This is a genomic window from Dyadobacter sp. CY351, assembly GCF_021502625.1.
Classification (GTDB): domain Bacteria; phylum Bacteroidota; class Bacteroidia; order Cytophagales; family Spirosomataceae; genus Dyadobacter; species Dyadobacter chenhuakuii.
Window position 1 is genome coordinate 1 of sequence record NZ_JAKFFU010000003.1, and the last position, 14,931, is coordinate 14,931.

16 protein-coding genes and 1 tRNA gene are annotated in these 14,931 nt (G+C 45.1%); 11 read left to right on the plus strand and 6 right to left on the minus strand.

The window, feature by feature from the left end:
- Positions 1–53 precede the first annotated feature (53 nt).
- Positions 54–126 (minus strand) — tRNA-Lys (locus L0660_RS05525).
- Positions 127–329: 203 nt separating this feature from the next.
- Between L0660_RS05525 and L0660_RS05530 the strand changes: the two genes are divergently transcribed.
- Positions 330–944 carry an SH3 domain-containing protein gene (locus L0660_RS05530; RefSeq protein ID WP_235158511.1) on the plus strand — a complete coding sequence of 205 codons (615 nt, stop codon included), beginning with the start codon at positions 330–332 and terminating at the stop codon, positions 942–944.
- Positions 945–1,022: 78 nt separating this feature from the next.
- Positions 1,023–1,487: a CHRD domain-containing protein gene (locus L0660_RS05535; protein ID WP_233798196.1), complete on the plus strand. Its 465-nt coding sequence runs from the start codon at positions 1,023–1,025 to the stop codon at positions 1,485–1,487.
- A gap of 79 nt (positions 1,488–1,566) precedes the next feature.
- Here the strand turns inward: L0660_RS05535 and L0660_RS05540 are convergent, their stop codons facing one another.
- The 3 genes from L0660_RS05540 to L0660_RS05550 form a co-directional block, all read right to left on the minus strand.
- The gene (locus L0660_RS05540; RefSeq protein ID WP_233798197.1) at positions 1,567–2,802 is read right to left on the minus strand and encodes a DEAD/DEAH box helicase; all 1,236 of its coding nucleotides are present in this window, start codon (positions 2,800–2,802) and stop codon (positions 1,567–1,569) included.
- An 84-nt stretch (positions 2,803–2,886) separates the two neighbouring features.
- The gene (locus L0660_RS05545) at positions 2,887–3,765 is read right to left on the minus strand and encodes a DnaJ C-terminal domain-containing protein (protein WP_235158512.1); all 879 of its coding nucleotides are present in this window, start codon (positions 3,763–3,765) and stop codon (positions 2,887–2,889) included.
- 60 nt (positions 3,766–3,825) lie between these two features.
- Positions 3,826–4,047, minus strand: coding sequence for a VF530 family DNA-binding protein (locus tag L0660_RS05550; RefSeq protein ID WP_026633021.1), 222 nt, complete (start codon positions 4,045–4,047; stop codon positions 3,826–3,828).
- A 116-nt stretch (positions 4,048–4,163) separates the two neighbouring features.
- Here L0660_RS05550 and L0660_RS05555 point away from each other — a divergent pair, with 116 nt between their 5' ends.
- On the plus strand, positions 4,164–5,144 hold the full coding sequence (locus tag L0660_RS05555; protein ID WP_235158513.1) for a Gfo/Idh/MocA family protein: 981 nt from the start codon (positions 4,164–4,166) through the stop codon (positions 5,142–5,144).
- 264 nt (positions 5,145–5,408) lie between these two features.
- Here the strand turns inward: L0660_RS05555 and L0660_RS05560 are convergent, their stop codons facing one another.
- A complete protein-coding gene (locus L0660_RS05560) occupies positions 5,409–5,711 on the minus strand; it encodes a hypothetical protein (protein WP_235158514.1) in 303 nt (100 codons plus the stop codon).
- Between the two features lie 167 nt (positions 5,712–5,878).
- On the opposite strand from L0660_RS05560, the gene L0660_RS05565 reads away from it, so the two are divergent.
- From L0660_RS05565 to L0660_RS05595, 7 genes are all read left to right on the plus strand, one after another.
- On the plus strand, positions 5,879–6,718 hold the full coding sequence (locus tag L0660_RS05565) for a methylated-DNA--[protein]-cysteine S-methyltransferase (RefSeq protein ID WP_235158515.1): 840 nt from the start codon (positions 5,879–5,881) through the stop codon (positions 6,716–6,718).
- Positions 6,719–6,932: 214 nt separating this feature from the next.
- The gene (locus L0660_RS05570) at positions 6,933–7,538 is read left to right on the plus strand and encodes a hypothetical protein (protein ID WP_233798202.1); all 606 of its coding nucleotides are present in this window, start codon (positions 6,933–6,935) and stop codon (positions 7,536–7,538) included.
- A gap of 88 nt (positions 7,539–7,626) precedes the next feature.
- Positions 7,627–8,517, plus strand: coding sequence for a hypothetical protein (locus L0660_RS05575; RefSeq protein WP_235158516.1), 891 nt, complete (start codon positions 7,627–7,629; stop codon positions 8,515–8,517).
- The gene (gene miaA, locus L0660_RS05580; RefSeq protein WP_235158517.1) at positions 8,518–9,471 is read left to right on the plus strand and encodes a tRNA (adenosine(37)-N6)-dimethylallyltransferase MiaA; all 954 of its coding nucleotides are present in this window, start codon (positions 8,518–8,520) and stop codon (positions 9,469–9,471) included. It begins immediately after the preceding gene.
- A 32-nt stretch (positions 9,472–9,503) separates the two neighbouring features.
- Positions 9,504–9,962 (plus strand): hypothetical protein, encoded by a 459-nt coding sequence (locus L0660_RS05585; protein WP_235158518.1) that lies wholly within the window; start codon positions 9,504–9,506, stop codon positions 9,960–9,962.
- A 310-nt stretch (positions 9,963–10,272) separates the two neighbouring features.
- A complete protein-coding gene (locus L0660_RS05590; protein ID WP_235158519.1) occupies positions 10,273–11,556 on the plus strand; it encodes a citrate synthase in 1,284 nt (427 codons plus the stop codon).
- A 76-nt stretch (positions 11,557–11,632) separates the two neighbouring features.
- Positions 11,633–12,238 (plus strand): hypothetical protein, encoded by a 606-nt coding sequence (locus tag L0660_RS05595; RefSeq protein ID WP_235158520.1) that lies wholly within the window; start codon positions 11,633–11,635, stop codon positions 12,236–12,238.
- On the opposite strand, the gene pdxH is transcribed toward L0660_RS05595, so the two are convergent.
- Positions 12,227–12,868 (minus strand): pyridoxamine 5'-phosphate oxidase, encoded by a 642-nt coding sequence (gene pdxH, locus L0660_RS05600; protein WP_235158521.1) that lies wholly within the window; start codon positions 12,866–12,868, stop codon positions 12,227–12,229. The two genes, L0660_RS05595 and pdxH, sit on opposite strands and share 12 nt — an antisense overlap.
- Before the next feature lie 106 nt (positions 12,869–12,974).
- Between pdxH and L0660_RS05605 the strand changes: the two genes are divergently transcribed.
- Complete coding sequence (locus tag L0660_RS05605; RefSeq protein WP_235158522.1) at positions 12,975–14,879, plus strand: DUF349 domain-containing protein; 1,905 nt, start codon at positions 12,975–12,977, stop codon at positions 14,877–14,879.
- Positions 14,880–14,931: the final 52 nt, after the last annotated feature.

A 14,931-nucleotide genomic window follows, 5' to 3' on the forward strand; every position in this document is an offset into this window, starting at 1 on the left:
GCCTGCTAATCTATTGATTTGCAGGCTTTTGATGCGTTTGCTATTTCTTCAAGTGATCCCGCTGGGATTCGAACCCAGGACCCATACATTAAAAGTGTATTGCTCTACCAGCTGAGCTACGGAATCGTTTTTGCAACTTTCTTTATTAATTGGATTTGCACGGGGCGTTTCCGTAATTGCGATGCAAAAGTAGAATTCAAAAAAGTATAATGCAAGCCCTGAGTAAGAAATACCTGTTAATTTGGATTTTTTTGGGAACTGTCATAGCCCCTGAAACAGCCTTTTCAGCCAATAAAAAAGAGCTAAAAACGGCTGATTCTCTGTTTGCTATGGCAAGATACCCCGAGTCACTTGTACTCTATAAAAAAAATTTTAGCGAAGACGAAAAAAACAACCAAAGCCTGCTTCTCAAACTGGCTTTTCTGGCCGAAAAGACAAATAACTACACCGATTGCCTTTTTTATCTAAGCAAACTCGCCCTCACAAACCCGTCGCGGCGCCTTTTTGAAAAAATGGATAAGCTGGCGGCTGAACAGAATCTAACCGGCTATGAATTCGACGATTACAACTATTTTATAATTTTTTATAGAAGATATGGTGATTACATTCCAATATTGCTTCTAACTTTGGGGACGTACATAGTGGTAATAATGGTTACAAAAGTTCGGAGAGGCGAGCCGATAATGCAAATACACAAGGTGTCAATTGTCGTGTATCTGCTTGTGTTACTGGGTATTCTCAACGTGCCGTCGCTTTACCGGACTTGCATTATCATTAACGAAAATACGTTCCTGAGAGATGAGCCGTCATCGGCGGCCCCGGTTATCGATCGGGTAGGAAAGGGGCATAAGCTGACAATTGTGGGCTCTGTGGACCACTGGAACCGGGTTATATGGAACAACCGGATCGTGTATATACGTAAAAGTGACCTTTGGAATATTTGAGTGCAGTGCGGGTATCATTTTTGTAACGAGATAAGTTTATATATATTTAGGACAAATTTTTTTTTAAATTAACGATGTATGAAAAAGCCAATGAAACGTTTTTTACTATTGATCGCAGGAGTTGTAATGTTAGGGTTTGTGTCGTCTTGCAAAGAGGAAGGTCCTCACAAAGATGACATTGTGAAGTTCTCCGCAGTTATAAATAGTAGTGCTACTGTTCCAAAAGCTACTTCCGCTGGACAAGGCACAGGTGTTTTTGAATACAACAAAGCCACCATGGAGTTGAAATACAACATTAATTATCAGAACGTTACACCGACCTCTGTAAACATCCACACAGCAAGCCCATCATGGGAGGCAGGTCCGTTGGTGTTCACATTGGCTGATAAGCCTACAGGCAGCCAGGTTCAGGGAACACAGAAGCTGAATACTGAGCAACAAACACAATTGATCCTGGGAATGATGTATGTTAACATCCCGAGCGTAAACAACATTTACGGTGAAATTCGCGGACAGATCCTTGCTGATAAAATCGAAGAATAAGATCTTTTAGGAGTTTTTAACCTTATAAAAAAGGCTTGCAGCGAACCTGCAAGCCTTTTTTCGTGCCGTAATCCGAACATTAGTTCTTCTTTTTCTTCTTCTTGGCCGTTTCGTACGCTTCAACTTCTTTCATAAGCGATTTCAGATCGTCGGTTGTGTCGGCGGTGAAGTCGATGGTTTGGGAATAATCCGTGGCGCTGATGTTCAGGACATCGATGGGTTTGTCGAGATAGGTTTGAATTTCTTCAAGCATCGGTTTTTCCTCAGGGCTGCAAAATGACACGGCGCGGCCCTTTTGCGTTCCGCGTCCTGTGCGGCCTACCCGGTGCACATAGTTTTCGGCCTGTTCAGGAAGATCGTAATTCACCACATAATCAACATTGGCAATGTCTATTCCCCTGGCGCTGACGTCGGTGGCGATCAGCACTTTGGTATTGCCTTTCTTGAATTCGTTCAATGCTGTAAGCCGGTCGGCTTGTTCCTTATCGCCGTGAATGGTTAAGCTCTTGATCTCCATTCTTTCCAGCGCATTGAAAACCCTTTCGGCACGCACTTTTGTGCGAACAAAAACGAGGATTTTGCTATCCGGATTTTCTTTGATGACGCGTTCCAGGAAAAATCGCTTGTCATCCATTTCGACAAAAGCAACCGAATGGGTAATGTTCTTAGCAACCCGGTCATTAGGGGAAATCTGGATGCGTATGGCATTCTTTACAAGCGAATAGGCGAGTTTCTTGATCTTCTCATTGATCGTGGCCGAGAAAAAGAGCGTTTGCCTGCTCTTAGGAAGAAATTTGATCAGATCCTGAATGTCTTTAATAAAACCCAGGTCGAGCATATGATCGGCTTCGTCGAGGATCAGGATCTCGATGCGGTCGAGCTTAATGTGGCCCTGACTTACCAGATCGAACATTCTCCCGGGTGTGGAAACGAGCACATCAATGCCTTTTTCCAATTGTGCGATTTGCGGACCTTGTTCTACGCCGCCAAAAACGCTGAATGCCTTAACCCTCGTATGCTGCGCCAGTTTCGCAAAAACTTCGGTGATCTGGATCGCAAGTTCCCGAGTGGGGACCATCACTACGCATTTGATCCCTTCTGAGCGGCTGGAAACTTTTTGTTTGTGTAATTTATCAATGACCGGAATCGCAAAGGCGGCGGTTTTACCCGTTCCCGTTTGCGCAATGGCCAATACATCCTCGCCCTTCATAATCGCCGGAATAGCCTTGAACTGAATGTCTGTGGGCTTTTTAAACCCGGCTGTATCGAGGCTGCGCTTGATCTCGGAGGCAATGTGGTAATCTTCGAATTTCATAAAATAAGGATTGTAAGGCGGCTTTTCTGGTTCGCCGCCTTCTAAAAACTGCCCAAAGATACGCTGTTATCCAAGACCGCACGATTAATTGTTGAAGGCTTCGGCAATCAGTTCTTTTTGGCGCTCGTTCAGGTTTTCGGGAATTTTTATATCAAATGTTACATAAAGGTCCCCGAAACTGTCCGCTTTTTTGTAAACAGGAAAACCTTTTCCTTTTAATCTGACGACACTTCCATTCTGCGTTTCGGGCTTAACGGGAAGCTTTACTTTTCCGCTTAGGGTTTCGATGATCAGTTCACCGCCCAGCAATGCAGTTTTAAGGTCGAGCTCCACTTTCTGATGAATGTCGTCGCCGGTCCTTCGGAGCTTATCGTCGGCAGCAATGTTGAATGTGATGAAAAGATCTCCATTCTGGCCGCCGCTGGCACCCGGACCGCCGTGGCCTGCGATCTTGATCGTCTGGCCGTTTTGAATGCCTGCGGGAACGGTAATGCGGATGTTTTTGCCGTTAACCGTGATCGTCTTCTTTTGCGTATGATATGCTTCCTGTAATGTCAGGTGCAGCTCGGCCTGGTAATCCTGGCCGCGCAAAGTGCGCTGCCTGCCGCCGCCAAAGCCGCTTGAAGAACCGAACATGGATTCAAAAAAATCCGAAAAATCATTGCCGCCTGTCTGCCACTGGCCTTGCTGGCGTGACGAATGGGCCCGGGACTGGCGCGCCCTTTCAAACTCATCACTATGCTGCCAGTCTTTACCATACTGGTCGTATTTTTTTCTTTTTTCAGGATCGCTGAGCACTTCGTTGGCTTCATTTAGCTCCTGGAACTTCTTTTCAGCTTCTTTATCGTCCGGATTTACATCGGGATGATATTTCCGGGCCAGTTTGCGGTAAGCGTTCTTTATGTCCTTGTCCTGCGCGTTTTTATCTACGCCAAGGATCTGGTAATAATCTACGAATGGCATAATTAAAAAAGTTTAGATCGATTCAGGTTTGTTATTCATATCAAAAAAATTGCGCTCACGTCATTTGCGTTCGAGCATTTTCAAATACAGGTCTTCTACTTTTTTCCTTGCCCACGGCGTTTTCCTTAAAAACTTCAAACTGGATTTAACACTCGGCTCAAACTGAAAGCTATTAATATTAATGTGATAACCCATTTGTTCCCAGCCATAATATTCAACCAGTTCGTTCAAAATTGCTTCCAGGGTCTTTCCGTGAAGCGGGTTATTGGGTTGTATTTCCATGTTTTGTAATAGAATGTTGCCTTCGTTTTAAAGTAGATTTATCCAATTAAATAATTATTATGCTTAACGATTAGTTCAAAGCTGAATCGCGATAATTTCAAACAAAAATCCTGCTTATGGATCAGATAAAATGGGGCATTATCGGGTGTGGTAATGTTACCGAAGTCAAAAGCGGCCCGGCTTTTAACAAAGTTGCCAATTCCAGCCTTGTCGCTGTTATGCGGCGCGATGCCGAAAAAGCAGCCGACTATGCGTCCCGGCACAATGTTCCCAAATGGTATGCGGATGCCGACGAGCTCATTAACGACCCGGAAATCAACGCGATATACATTGCCACGCCGCCGGATGCGCACGAAGAACTGGCGATAAAGGCTATGAAGGTAGGTAAGCCTGTCTACATTGAAAAGCCGATGGCGTTAAATGGCGCTGAATGCGACCGGATCAATGCATTCAGTAAAGAAAGCGGCGTGCCTGTTTTTGTGGCATTTTACAGGCGTTCGCTTGACTATTTTTTAAAGGTTAAAGAATTGATTGACAGTAAGATAATCGGTGATGTAAGATTTGTCAGCATTTGCCTGCAATGGCAGCCTTATGAGGAAGAAGTCGGTGCCGACCGGAAACCGCGCTGGCGTGTCGACCCAAAAATATCAGGTGGCGGGCATTTTCATGACCTTGCTTCGCACCAGTTTGATTTCCTAGAATTTGTGTTTGGACCGGTTAAGTATGCTTCCGGGATTGCGCGCAACCAGGCGGGTTTATATGAAGCGGATGACATCGTCGTCGCCAATTATGAGTTTGAATCCGGTGTGCTGGGCCATGGAAGCTGGTGCTATACCATCAACAAGGAACAGCGCGAGGATCAGGCGCAAATCATTGGTTCCGCAGGCAGGATCACCTTTTCGTTTTTTGAAAAATTTGACATTATAGTCGAAACAGAATCCGGAACGGAGGTCATTAACATTCCGTATCCGCCGCACGTCCAACAGCCTTTGATTGATTCGATTGTGAAAACCTTACGAGGCGAAGGGACTTGCCCCAGCACAGGAGAAACAGGAGCAAGGGCCAACCATATCATGGATTGGATTACGAAAAAGTAATTTTTTTATAGTTTTACAGTTATTCAATCATCATAACCTCAAAAATTCAATAGTCATGGCAAAGGGTAAAAATCTCGACAAGGGAAGCACGAAAAAAGAGCCTGAGAAGAACCTGAAAGAAAAACGCGCAGAGAAAAAAGCGAAAAAAGACGGCAAAAAAGACTACTAAAAAACCACTTAGCGACAATGTCGCACTAAGCAAAGCCAAAGCCAATGTCAGACTGAGCGGAGCCGAAGTCCGCTCAGTCTGACATTGGCTTTGGCTTAATAAACTTCCCGGTTCGTCTTGTATTTGGCGAGCCTTTTTTTGGACCGGACGATTTTTGAATGGATCTTATTTTTCTCGTCCGGTGTCACAATGTCATCAGCCTGAGCCTTTTCTATCGCTGCCAGGATAACATCCTGTTCGCGCTGTAATTTGGAATATTCAAGCTCGGTTAATTTCTTATTTTTATAGGCTGCCTTAATTTCCGAATCGAGTTTTTTCAGTTCGGCTTTGAAATTCTGGGCTTGTGCCTGGTGCATGCCGACGAAAAAAGCGAAGATTGCTATTGCGAAAAACCTCATGATTAGTGGTCGTTAGTAGGAATGTTGCGTTTGAATAACATCGTGAATATAAGGGTTAAGGGACTTAATTTAAAAATTGAAATGTGTGAATGGTGGCTTTTTGAGCAAGTTTCAGGTTGGGTAACCGTAGATTCGAGGCCAATTTTGTATAACAAATTATTAATCCCATGAACCAGGAAAATTATAATTACGACAAAATTGCCAAAGCCATCGAGTTCATCGTCGCCAACGCAAAAGAACAGCCTTCATTATTCGAAGTTGCTGAGGAGGTGAGCATTAGTCAATTTCATTTTCAGCGTGTTTTCACAGAATGGGCAGGTGTGAGCCCTAAAAAATTCCTTCAATTCATCACTGCATCATATCTTAAAGAAAAGATCCGGGAAACATCCAACCTCGTTGAGCTCGCGGAACAAGCCGGTCTTTCCAGCCAGAGCCGGGTTTACGACCATTTCATCAGCATTGAAGCGGTGACTCCACAGGAATTTAAAACTTCGGGCAAGGGGCTGGCCATTCGTTACGGCATTCATCCTACACCGTTTGGCGATTGTTTTATCGCAGTAACGGACCGCGGAATCTGCGCCATGGCGTTCGTGGATGAGGCCAGCCGCGAAGCGGAACTGATCGCATTGGCCAAAAAGTGGCACTACGCCAACATTCAGCATGACCAGGATTCTACAAAAAGCTTTATTGACCGTATCTTCCAACCGGCAACGGGGTCGCTAGAAAAGCTGCCTGTGCTGATTCAGGGGACTAACTTTCAGCTCAAAGTCTGGGAAGCTTTGTTGAGCATTCCCAAAGGCGCGGTGACCACGTACCAGCAGATCGCCCAAAGCATCGGCCATCCGGCAGCAGTAAGGGCGGTAGGAAGCGCAGTTGGCGACAACCCGATCGCTTACCTGATTCCGTGCCATCGCGTGATCCGCAAGGAGGGAATGCTGGGAGAATACCGTTGGGGCAGCCTTCGCAAGAAGGCATTGATCGGGTGGGAGGCGGCGCGCTCTGCATAATGGATCATCGTTGACGCCAAATTTCCCAGGAAAATGGCGTGCTGAGGAATAATTTGCACAGCAATTATTGTAAGCCGAATAGCATAATTGTGATTTGCCAATGTTGTAAGGCATTGTCTGCTAAGCATTCACGCTTATTCGCAATGAGATTTTTCTGATATGGACTGATATTCGTAATGTCCTTAGCATTAACAATCAGTAATCTATATCAGTTATGAAAAAGCAATTATTTCGTTCGTTGGCTGTGGCGGCATTTTTCCTGACCATCAGCTCTGTTAGTTATGCCCAGTTCTCACTTGGACTGCAAGGCGGACTTGCCAAATCCAATGTGGAAGACTCTAAAACCGTTGCCGGTGGTGGGGTGAACCTGCGGGTTTTTACTTCGCCCAACTTTGCGTTTGGTGTTGCTGGTAAAATTTACGCAGATGGAAGCGATTATACGGTGGCAGGGCAAACGCTCAGCTCAACGGGCCGGTTGATGCCGGTAACCGGAACGATTGACTACTTTTTTACAGAAGGCGTGATCAGGCCATATGTTGGCGGTGATGCCGGTATTTACTTCTCAAAATACGACGCTAAGTTCAACGGAAATACAATCGTTGAATCTTCAAAACACAGCAACTTCGGTGCGGCTCCGCGTGCAGGTTTGATTTTTGCTTTCGGCAACGTCGGTATTCAGGTTGAAGGAATTTACCATTTCGTTTTCGGTAATAAAAACCACGGATCAACAACGGGATCGGCTAATAACATTGATTTCGAATCGACTTCCAATTTCGGTGGGGTTAATGTGGGTGTGATCTTCGGATTGGGCGGACAGTAATTTCCTAGTCAATCGAATAAGTTGCAAAACGCGCTCATTGAGCGCGTTTTTTTGTTACTGATTAAATCTGCGGCTAACTTGCCGACCTATGCCAGTCCCGTCATCACCGATCACCATGCAATCTTTCAGCGAACAAGTCTGTAAATGGCTTAGTAGAATGCATTTGTGGTGTGACATAAATCTGGAAACAGCATTTGCGACACATATTGAGATCAGGAATGACAACGGGCGGTCGCTAAACCTTGTGCTCGTTAATCTCGAAGATTGGCAAAAAAGCGGCTCCCCCGACAATTGGCAGCTTGAATTTTGTGACTTAATAAATAGGCGGAAAACCGGTGAAAAACGAGTTTTGATCTGGGAGGATTACTGGCTTAAAAAGCCGCAGGTCGTGAAATCCCGGATAAGCGCAATGTTGGGAATTTCTCAGAAAATTGCCGCCCGGCTCACGCAGGTCCGAAGAATTGACCAGGAAACGGCTTCTCATTTTTTAGAAAAAAATCACCTGAATGCTTCGGTTAGCTCTAAGACCAGATTTGGCTTATTCCTGCCCAAACGTTATTTCCGGGTTTTAAAAAGCGATTTTAAATGTGATCGAGAATCAGAGGAACTGCTTGTAGCGGTTGCAACATTCAGTGCGCCGCGTGTTTTTGCCAGAGAAGATGGTCCGTTCAGGTCTTTTGAGCTGTTGCGGTTTGCAAGCTTGCTGGGGACAAATATTTCGGGCGGATTGGACAAGCTGCTTATGGCTTTTGTCAGGGAGAAAAATCCGGATGATATCATGACTTATGCGGACCGGGAATGGTCGGAGGGGGCTGGTTATGAGAAGATTGGCTTTGAAAGAATTTCTGAAACGCATCCAATGCAATTTTATTTATCTCCCGAGGATATGACGAGAACCACAAAGTCAAGTCTGGGCGCCATTGCGATCTATAATGCTGGCAGCATTAAGTTTGTTAAGACTTATAAATTGCCCGATTAAATGTCTGAAAACCAAACCGCCGTTCCGCTGCTCGTGATATTGGGGCCAACTGCTTCCGGCAAAACACATTTGTCCGTGAAAGTTGCCGCTATGTTGCGTGGTGAAGTAATCAGCGCGGATTCCAGGCAGGTTTACAAGGATATGGACATAGGAACCGGAAAGGATCTTGCTGAATATCAGCTGAATGGTGAAGAAATCCCCTATCATTTGATCGACATTATGGATGCTGGCGAGCAGTATAATGTCAATGCGTTTCAAAAGGATTTTGAAACGGCATATGAAACGGTTCTTTCCAACGGCCATGTGCCAATCCTATGCGGCGGAACTGGTTTTTACATACTGTCGTTGCTCAAAGGTCATGCATATGCCTCCATTCCGGTGAATGAGGCACTCCGGACAGAATTGGAAGCATTGCCGAAAGAACTGCTACTAGCACGATTTGAGCATTATAAAACTGCTTATCAGCAACTTGCGGACACTTCGACCAGAAAGCGATTGATCCGGGCCATTGAAATATCCGAGTTTCTGACGCATAATCCTGCTGAGGAAGCATGTACAGAGAAGCCTGCCTATGGTTACATTGTTTTTGGTTTAAATCCTCCGGTGGAAATCAGGCGGGATCGAATCTCTAAAAGATTGCGGACGAGGTTGGAGCATGGTTTGATTGAAGAGGTTAAGGCATTGCTGGAACGAGGCTTAACAGCAGAGCAGCTGATCTATTATGGATTGGAATACAAATGGATCACATTATATCTGACCGGCGAACTGCAATACGAGGAAATGGTGGTGCGCCTGGAAACGGAGATCCACCGTTTTGCAAAGCGACAGATGACTTTTTTCAGGAAGATGGAAAAAGACGGCATTCATATCCACTGGCTTGATAGTGAACGCAGTGCGGACGAGCATGCAGCAACCGTAGCTTCGCTTTATCAGCAATATTTAGCATTGAAATAAGAGTAGTTTACCCTAAAAGACGTCATACTAAAATGAATAAGAAAGTGAGCAGCCTTTTGCTGCTGTTGGTCCTGAGTGTAACCGATGCCTACTTGCTTGCACATCCCAACCTGATCGGAAAGCTCGGTGTGATGGTTTATAAGCACGTTTACATCCGGAATTTTCCGAGGGCTTTGCTGACGGTTTTGCTCGTTGTGGGCGCTTCGCTGGCTCTTTGTGAATTGATAAGGAGGTTTGCAGACCGGAAGCCGGCTACCATTTATTACAGCTGGTTATTGGGCATTGCGGTGTTTTGGTTTGGTTACGTTTATCTCACGTTCTCAACCTTTTCCTATCGCATTACAGGCAAAGCATTTATCTATGGCGCTCACCTGCTGCCGGTTATTCTGGCCGGGTTGTTCGGGCGTTACCTGATCAAGCAGATACTGAGCAAGCCCAGGTATGTAGAGACGGATCCGACTCTGAAATGGACAAAGGATAAGGAAGCTTAACGCCTGCCAATTGCATTATTTTCGCTTATATATGTCTTCAATAGAATAATATCATATTTACTTTAAATTGTGAAATATTATTGCCCCAGTCCCGATTTTGCACAAATAAAACATGGATAATAATAGAAAGTACACAGTTTTTTAGGATATTGCGGCTTGTGTCGGATCAGGAAATGGTTACTCTTGCGTTCAATTAACACAAAATTAATTTGTTGGATAAGTAAATCAGGAGCACGGAAAATCTTTGGATTGAATTGACCCGATTTACCTATATCTTGTCATTAACCTTTTTAATTTTATTCCCATTAATATGTCCCAAATAGCTGAATTAACCCTTGAAGGTAAGAAGTACGAGTTCCCCATTATAGAAGGAAGTGAACAGGAGAAAGCGATAGATATTGCCAAATTACGTGACCAGACAGGGTATATTACAATTGATGCAGGTTATAAAAATACAGGCGCAACAAAAAGCGCTATAACGTTTCTGGATGGAGAAGAAGGGATACTGAATTACAGGGGTTATTCGATTGAGGATCTGGCTGAAAAGTCGTCATTTCTGGAAGTGGCTTACCTGCTTATTTACGGAGAGCTTCCTACGGCGAAGGAGTTTGAGGAATTCGAGCACGCGATCAGGACGCACACCCTCGTGAATGAGGATATGCGCAAGATATTTGAAGGATTTCCGGTAAATGCACACCCTATGGGCGTACTTTCGTCGCTGGTGAGCGCGATGAGTGCTTTTTATCCTGAAACTTTTGATACCAATTCAGAAGAGATCACGCAGCTGCATATTATTCGTTTGCTGTCCAAATTGCCGACGATAGCAACCTGGTCTTACAAAAAATCGCAGGGGCATCCGGTGAATTATCCGCAGAATGACCTGGATTATTGTTCCAATTTCCTGAATATGATGTTTTCGCTGCCCGTAGCGAAATACAATGTGGATCCCGTTGTTTCGGCAGCGTTGAACAAATTGCTGATCCTGCACGCAGACCATGAGCAAAACTGCTCTACGTCGACGGTTAGGCTGGTTGGTTCTTCCCATGCGAACATTTATTCTTCTATTTCTTCCGGTATCAGCGCACTTTGGGGCCCGCTTCATGGTGGTGCAAATCAGGAAGTAATTGAAATGCTGGAAGCTATTAAAAACGATGGCGGCGACACGCAGAAATACATTAACATGGCCAAAGACAAATCAAGCGGCTTCCGTTTGTTTGGTTTTGGACACCGTGTTTACAAAAACTTCGACCCGCGCGCACGCATTATCAAAAAGGCAGCGGATGATGTTTTGAATAAACTGGGCATCAATGATCCGGTTCTGGAAATTGCCCAGAAACTGGAAAAAGCGGCTCTGGAGGATGAGTATTTCGTATCAAGAAAACTTTATCCAAACGTCGATTTTTATTCGGGTATCATTTACCGTGCATTAGGCATTCCTACGAATATGTTCACAGTAATGTTCGCTATCGGCCGTCTTCCGGGATGGATAGCGCAGTGGAAAGAAATGCGTGCGAACAAAGAGCCGATCGGTCGTCCGCGTCAGATCTACACAGGCGCTCCGAAAAGGGATTTTGTTCCTATGAGCGAACGCTGATCAATTTAGAAATAACACTTTCAATATCAAGAGATTGCTTGTAAATAGCAGTCTCTTTTTTGTTAAATAAAATACAATGCTGATAAAACAAAAACACCTCGAAGGCATCATGTCCGGAAACGTTTCCCTTGCTTTCCGCAAATGGAAAAAGCTTTCGATCAGGAAAGGCAGCCTGCTCCAGACGAGCATTGGGGTAGTGAAGATTACGGACCTTGCAGAAACTGAACTATCCAAAATAACGGATGAGGATGCCAGGCTTGCCGGTTATGAAAACGCACAAGCGGTAACGAGCGAACTCGAAAAAGTCACGAACGGCGCCATTTACCGGATCGAACTTGGCTACGAAAGCCCTGATCCGCGCATTGGTCAGAGAGAACAAAAGGAAATTACGAACGAAGAGCTGGAAGCACTGAAAGAAAAGCTCCTTAACCTGGACAAGTTCAGCAACCAGGGCAAATGGACGACCAAAGTGTTAAAAGCGATTCAGGATAACCCAAAATTACCGGCTGTTGCGCTGGCAGCAAAGGTGAACAAGGAAAAGGAATGGTTAAAGACCAATGTCAGAAAACTAAAAAACCTGGGTCTGACGATTAGTCACGAACCAGGTTATACGCTGTCGCCGCTCGGCGAATATGTTTTGAAATCACTTCCTGAAAAGCCTCAGAAAGGATCAGGGATATAATCTTTCGATTTCCCAGCTGCCTTCATCCGTTTTCTCATAAACAAGGCGGTCGTGAAGGCGGCTGCTCCGTCCCTGCCAGAATTCGAAGTAATGCGGGATCACTCGGTAACCGCCCCAATGTGGCGGGCGCGGCACCTCGGCAGCTTCGAATTTTTGTTCCAAAAGTAGTGTCCGTTCTTCCAGCTCAGCGCGGCTTGCCAGATGCTCGCTTTGTGTGGATGCCCATGCGCCGATCTGGCTCCCGCGCGGCCGCACGGCAAAGTATTCGGCTGATTCCTGATTCGTCGTTTTCTCAACCTTCCCTTCGATCCGGACCTGCCTTTCCAGCTCTTTCCAGAAAAACGTAATCGCCACAAACGGGTCCGATTCCATTTCCTTTGCTTTTTTGCTTTCGTAGTTGGTGAAGAATGTAAAACCGGCCTGATCCAGGTCTTTCAGAAGCACAACTCTTGCCGAGGGACGACCGTCTGAAACCGTGCTGAGGACCATTGCATTGGGCTCCACAACGCCTGCTGAAAGTGCTTCGTCAAACCATAATTTAAACTGTGTGAAGGGATTAGGGTCCAAATCCTGTTCATCTAAACCCTTCAAATTATAATCCTGTCGTAATTTGGCAATATTATGGTCCATTGGATGCTAATATGTTCAATGTTAAGAAACCAAAAGTAGCCATTTCAGAGGAAAGATTATTAGATTTGTAATCCATAAGAGACGTACGTACGAAACCAGAATCACGATGGCACAAGAACAACAAGAAGGGGTCAAAAGCGATGAGCAGGAAGACCTGACACAAAAGACTATCGACACCCTTGAAATTGATCTTAACAATGAGTTGACGGAAGAACATGAGGAGGAAGTGCCAGACGTGGATTACAGCCAGTTGTCTAAGGAACAGCTTGTGAATATTTTGGAAAATGAGTTGGCGTCTATCAATGCGGAAGGTTCAAAACCAGCTGCATTGAAAAAAGCGGAATCCGTTGCGAGAGAAATCCGTCCGGTCCTTGATTCGATCAAACAAAAGGAGAAAGAAACGGCCCTGGCAGCATTTGTTGCAGAAAATGGCGGTGAAGAGGGGTTTGAATACAAATATGACGCGGAAACCCAGAAAATAGATGCTTTGAGCCGCGAGATCCGGGGTTTGAAAAACAGCTACTATCAAGGGCAGGAAAAAGAAAAAGAGAAGAATTTTAATGTAAAAACGGCTCTGCTGCAACGTCTGCGTACATTATTAGAAGACGAAGGCAGCAAGGAAACCGATGCTTCCGGGCTGAAATCGAGCTGGGAAGAATTTAAGAAGATCCAGGAAGAATGGAAACTGGCCGGTAACATTGCTTCTCCGCACAACGGAACGCTTTGGGCAACTTATAACGCGCTGATCGATCGTTATTTCAGTAACCGGAACATTTACTTCGAGTTGAAAGAACTGGATCGCCGCCGCAATGCTGAATTGAAAGCGGAGCTTTGCGAAAAGGTGGAGGAATTGGGCAAGTCGCTGGAAACGCGTCCTATGACGCGTGAAATCCTCAACGAGGCCAATCACATTTTCGAAGACTATAAACACCTTGGCCCGGCACCAAAAGAAGACCAGGAAAAGTTGTGGCAGCGGTTTAAAGAAGCACTTGACGTGCTTTATAATGCGCAACGCGGTCAGTTTGCAGAGCAGAAGAAGTCGATGCAGGAAAATTACGAGCAGAAGCTTAAAATCTACGAAGCAATAACACCCTTCACGACTTATAATTCGGGCAGCATTAAGGAATGGAATGCCAAGACAAAGGAGATAATGGCATTCCAGGATCAGTGGGTTGCGTTGAAAGGCATTATGCCGCGTGAAGAGGGCAAGGATCTGAGCAAGAAATTCTGGGCAGCATTGAAAACTTTCTTCAATAACAAAGGAGAGTTTTTCCGTCAGCTGGAATCGAAGCGCGAGCAAAACCTGGAATTGAAAAACCAGCTTTGCGCGGAAGCAGAAGCTATTCTGGAGACGGGTGAGGATAACCCTTCAACAACTCAGAAGATCATTGATCTTCAAAAGCGCTGGAAAGGGATCGGACAAGTGCCTGAAAAATTCAAAGACACTATTTACGAGCGTTTTAAAAAGGCCTGCGATGCCTATTTTGATCAGAAACGCGCCAAGAATAAGGAGGTTGAAGAAGAATTTGAAAGCAACCTGAAAAAGAAAGTCGATCTGATCGAAAGAATTGAGGCGGCTGCCAACAACAAGGACGAGTCAACATTGAACTTGCTAAGTGCGTTCAAGGGCGAGTGGTCGTCTATTGGCTTTGTTCCTAAAAAGGACATGCAGACGATCCAGAAAAGATATATTGCGGCGATCAACACATATGTAAGCGCAATCGGCCAGCTGTCGAGCAAGGAAAAGGAGCAGGCGGTTTTGGAGAGTGAAGTGGAACTGGTAAGGGATGGCGATAGCAGCCGTAACCTTTACAGAAAAGAAAGCGATATCCGCCGCAAGATTACGCAGCTTGAAAACGACATTGCGCTTTGGCAGAACAATATTGAATTCTTTGCGAAGTCAAAAACGTCGGACCGGTTGAAAGCAGAATTCGAACGGAAGATAAATAGTGCGCTGAGTCAGCTGAATGACTTGAAACACCAACTATCTATCATTCAGGAAGCTATATAATTTTCGAAAAAAAGTTGAAAAATTTTAGCGCTAAATGTTGCGCTGTATAGCC

What these genes read in the sequence shown, in the direction of transcription:
- L0660_RS05550 (WP_026633021.1), bottom strand. Translation starts at nt 4,047, where the DNA reads ATGGAAATACAACCCAATAACCCGCTTCACGGAAAGACCCTGGAAGCA.
- L0660_RS05585 (WP_235158518.1), top strand. Translation starts at nt 9,504, where the DNA reads ATGAATAAGAAAGTGAGCAGCCTTTTGCTGCTGTTGGTCCTGAGTGTA.
- L0660_RS05560 (WP_235158514.1), bottom strand. Translation starts at nt 5,711, where the DNA reads ATGAGGTTTTTCGCAATAGCAATCTTCGCTTTTTTCGTCGGCATGCAC.
- L0660_RS05565 (WP_235158515.1), top strand. Translation starts at nt 5,879, where the DNA reads ATGAACCAGGAAAATTATAATTACGACAAAATTGCCAAAGCCATCGAG.
- L0660_RS05555 (WP_235158513.1), top strand. Translation starts at nt 4,164, where the DNA reads ATGGATCAGATAAAATGGGGCATTATCGGGTGTGGTAATGTTACCGAA.
- L0660_RS05530 (WP_235158511.1), top strand. Translation starts at nt 330, where the DNA reads ATGGCAAGATACCCCGAGTCACTTGTACTCTATAAAAAAAATTTTAGC.
- L0660_RS05570 (WP_233798202.1), top strand. Translation starts at nt 6,933, where the DNA reads ATGAAAAAGCAATTATTTCGTTCGTTGGCTGTGGCGGCATTTTTCCTG.
- L0660_RS05575 (WP_235158516.1), top strand. Translation starts at nt 7,627, where the DNA reads ATGCCAGTCCCGTCATCACCGATCACCATGCAATCTTTCAGCGAACAA.
- L0660_RS05535 (WP_233798196.1), top strand. Translation starts at nt 1,023, where the DNA reads ATGAAAAAGCCAATGAAACGTTTTTTACTATTGATCGCAGGAGTTGTA.
- L0660_RS05540 (WP_233798197.1), bottom strand. Translation starts at nt 2,802, where the DNA reads ATGAAATTCGAAGATTACCACATTGCCTCCGAGATCAAGCGCAGCCTC.
- L0660_RS05595 (WP_235158520.1), top strand. Translation starts at nt 11,633, where the DNA reads ATGCTGATAAAACAAAAACACCTCGAAGGCATCATGTCCGGAAACGTT.
- miaA (WP_235158517.1), top strand. Translation starts at nt 8,518, where the DNA reads ATGTCTGAAAACCAAACCGCCGTTCCGCTGCTCGTGATATTGGGGCCA.
- pdxH (WP_235158521.1), bottom strand. Translation starts at nt 12,868, where the DNA reads ATGGACCATAATATTGCCAAATTACGACAGGATTATAATTTGAAGGGT.
- L0660_RS05545 (WP_235158512.1), bottom strand. Translation starts at nt 3,765, where the DNA reads ATGCCATTCGTAGATTATTACCAGATCCTTGGCGTAGATAAAAACGCG.
- L0660_RS05605 (WP_235158522.1), top strand. Translation starts at nt 12,975, where the DNA reads ATGGCACAAGAACAACAAGAAGGGGTCAAAAGCGATGAGCAGGAAGAC.
- L0660_RS05590 (WP_235158519.1), top strand. Translation starts at nt 10,273, where the DNA reads ATGTCCCAAATAGCTGAATTAACCCTTGAAGGTAAGAAGTACGAGTTC.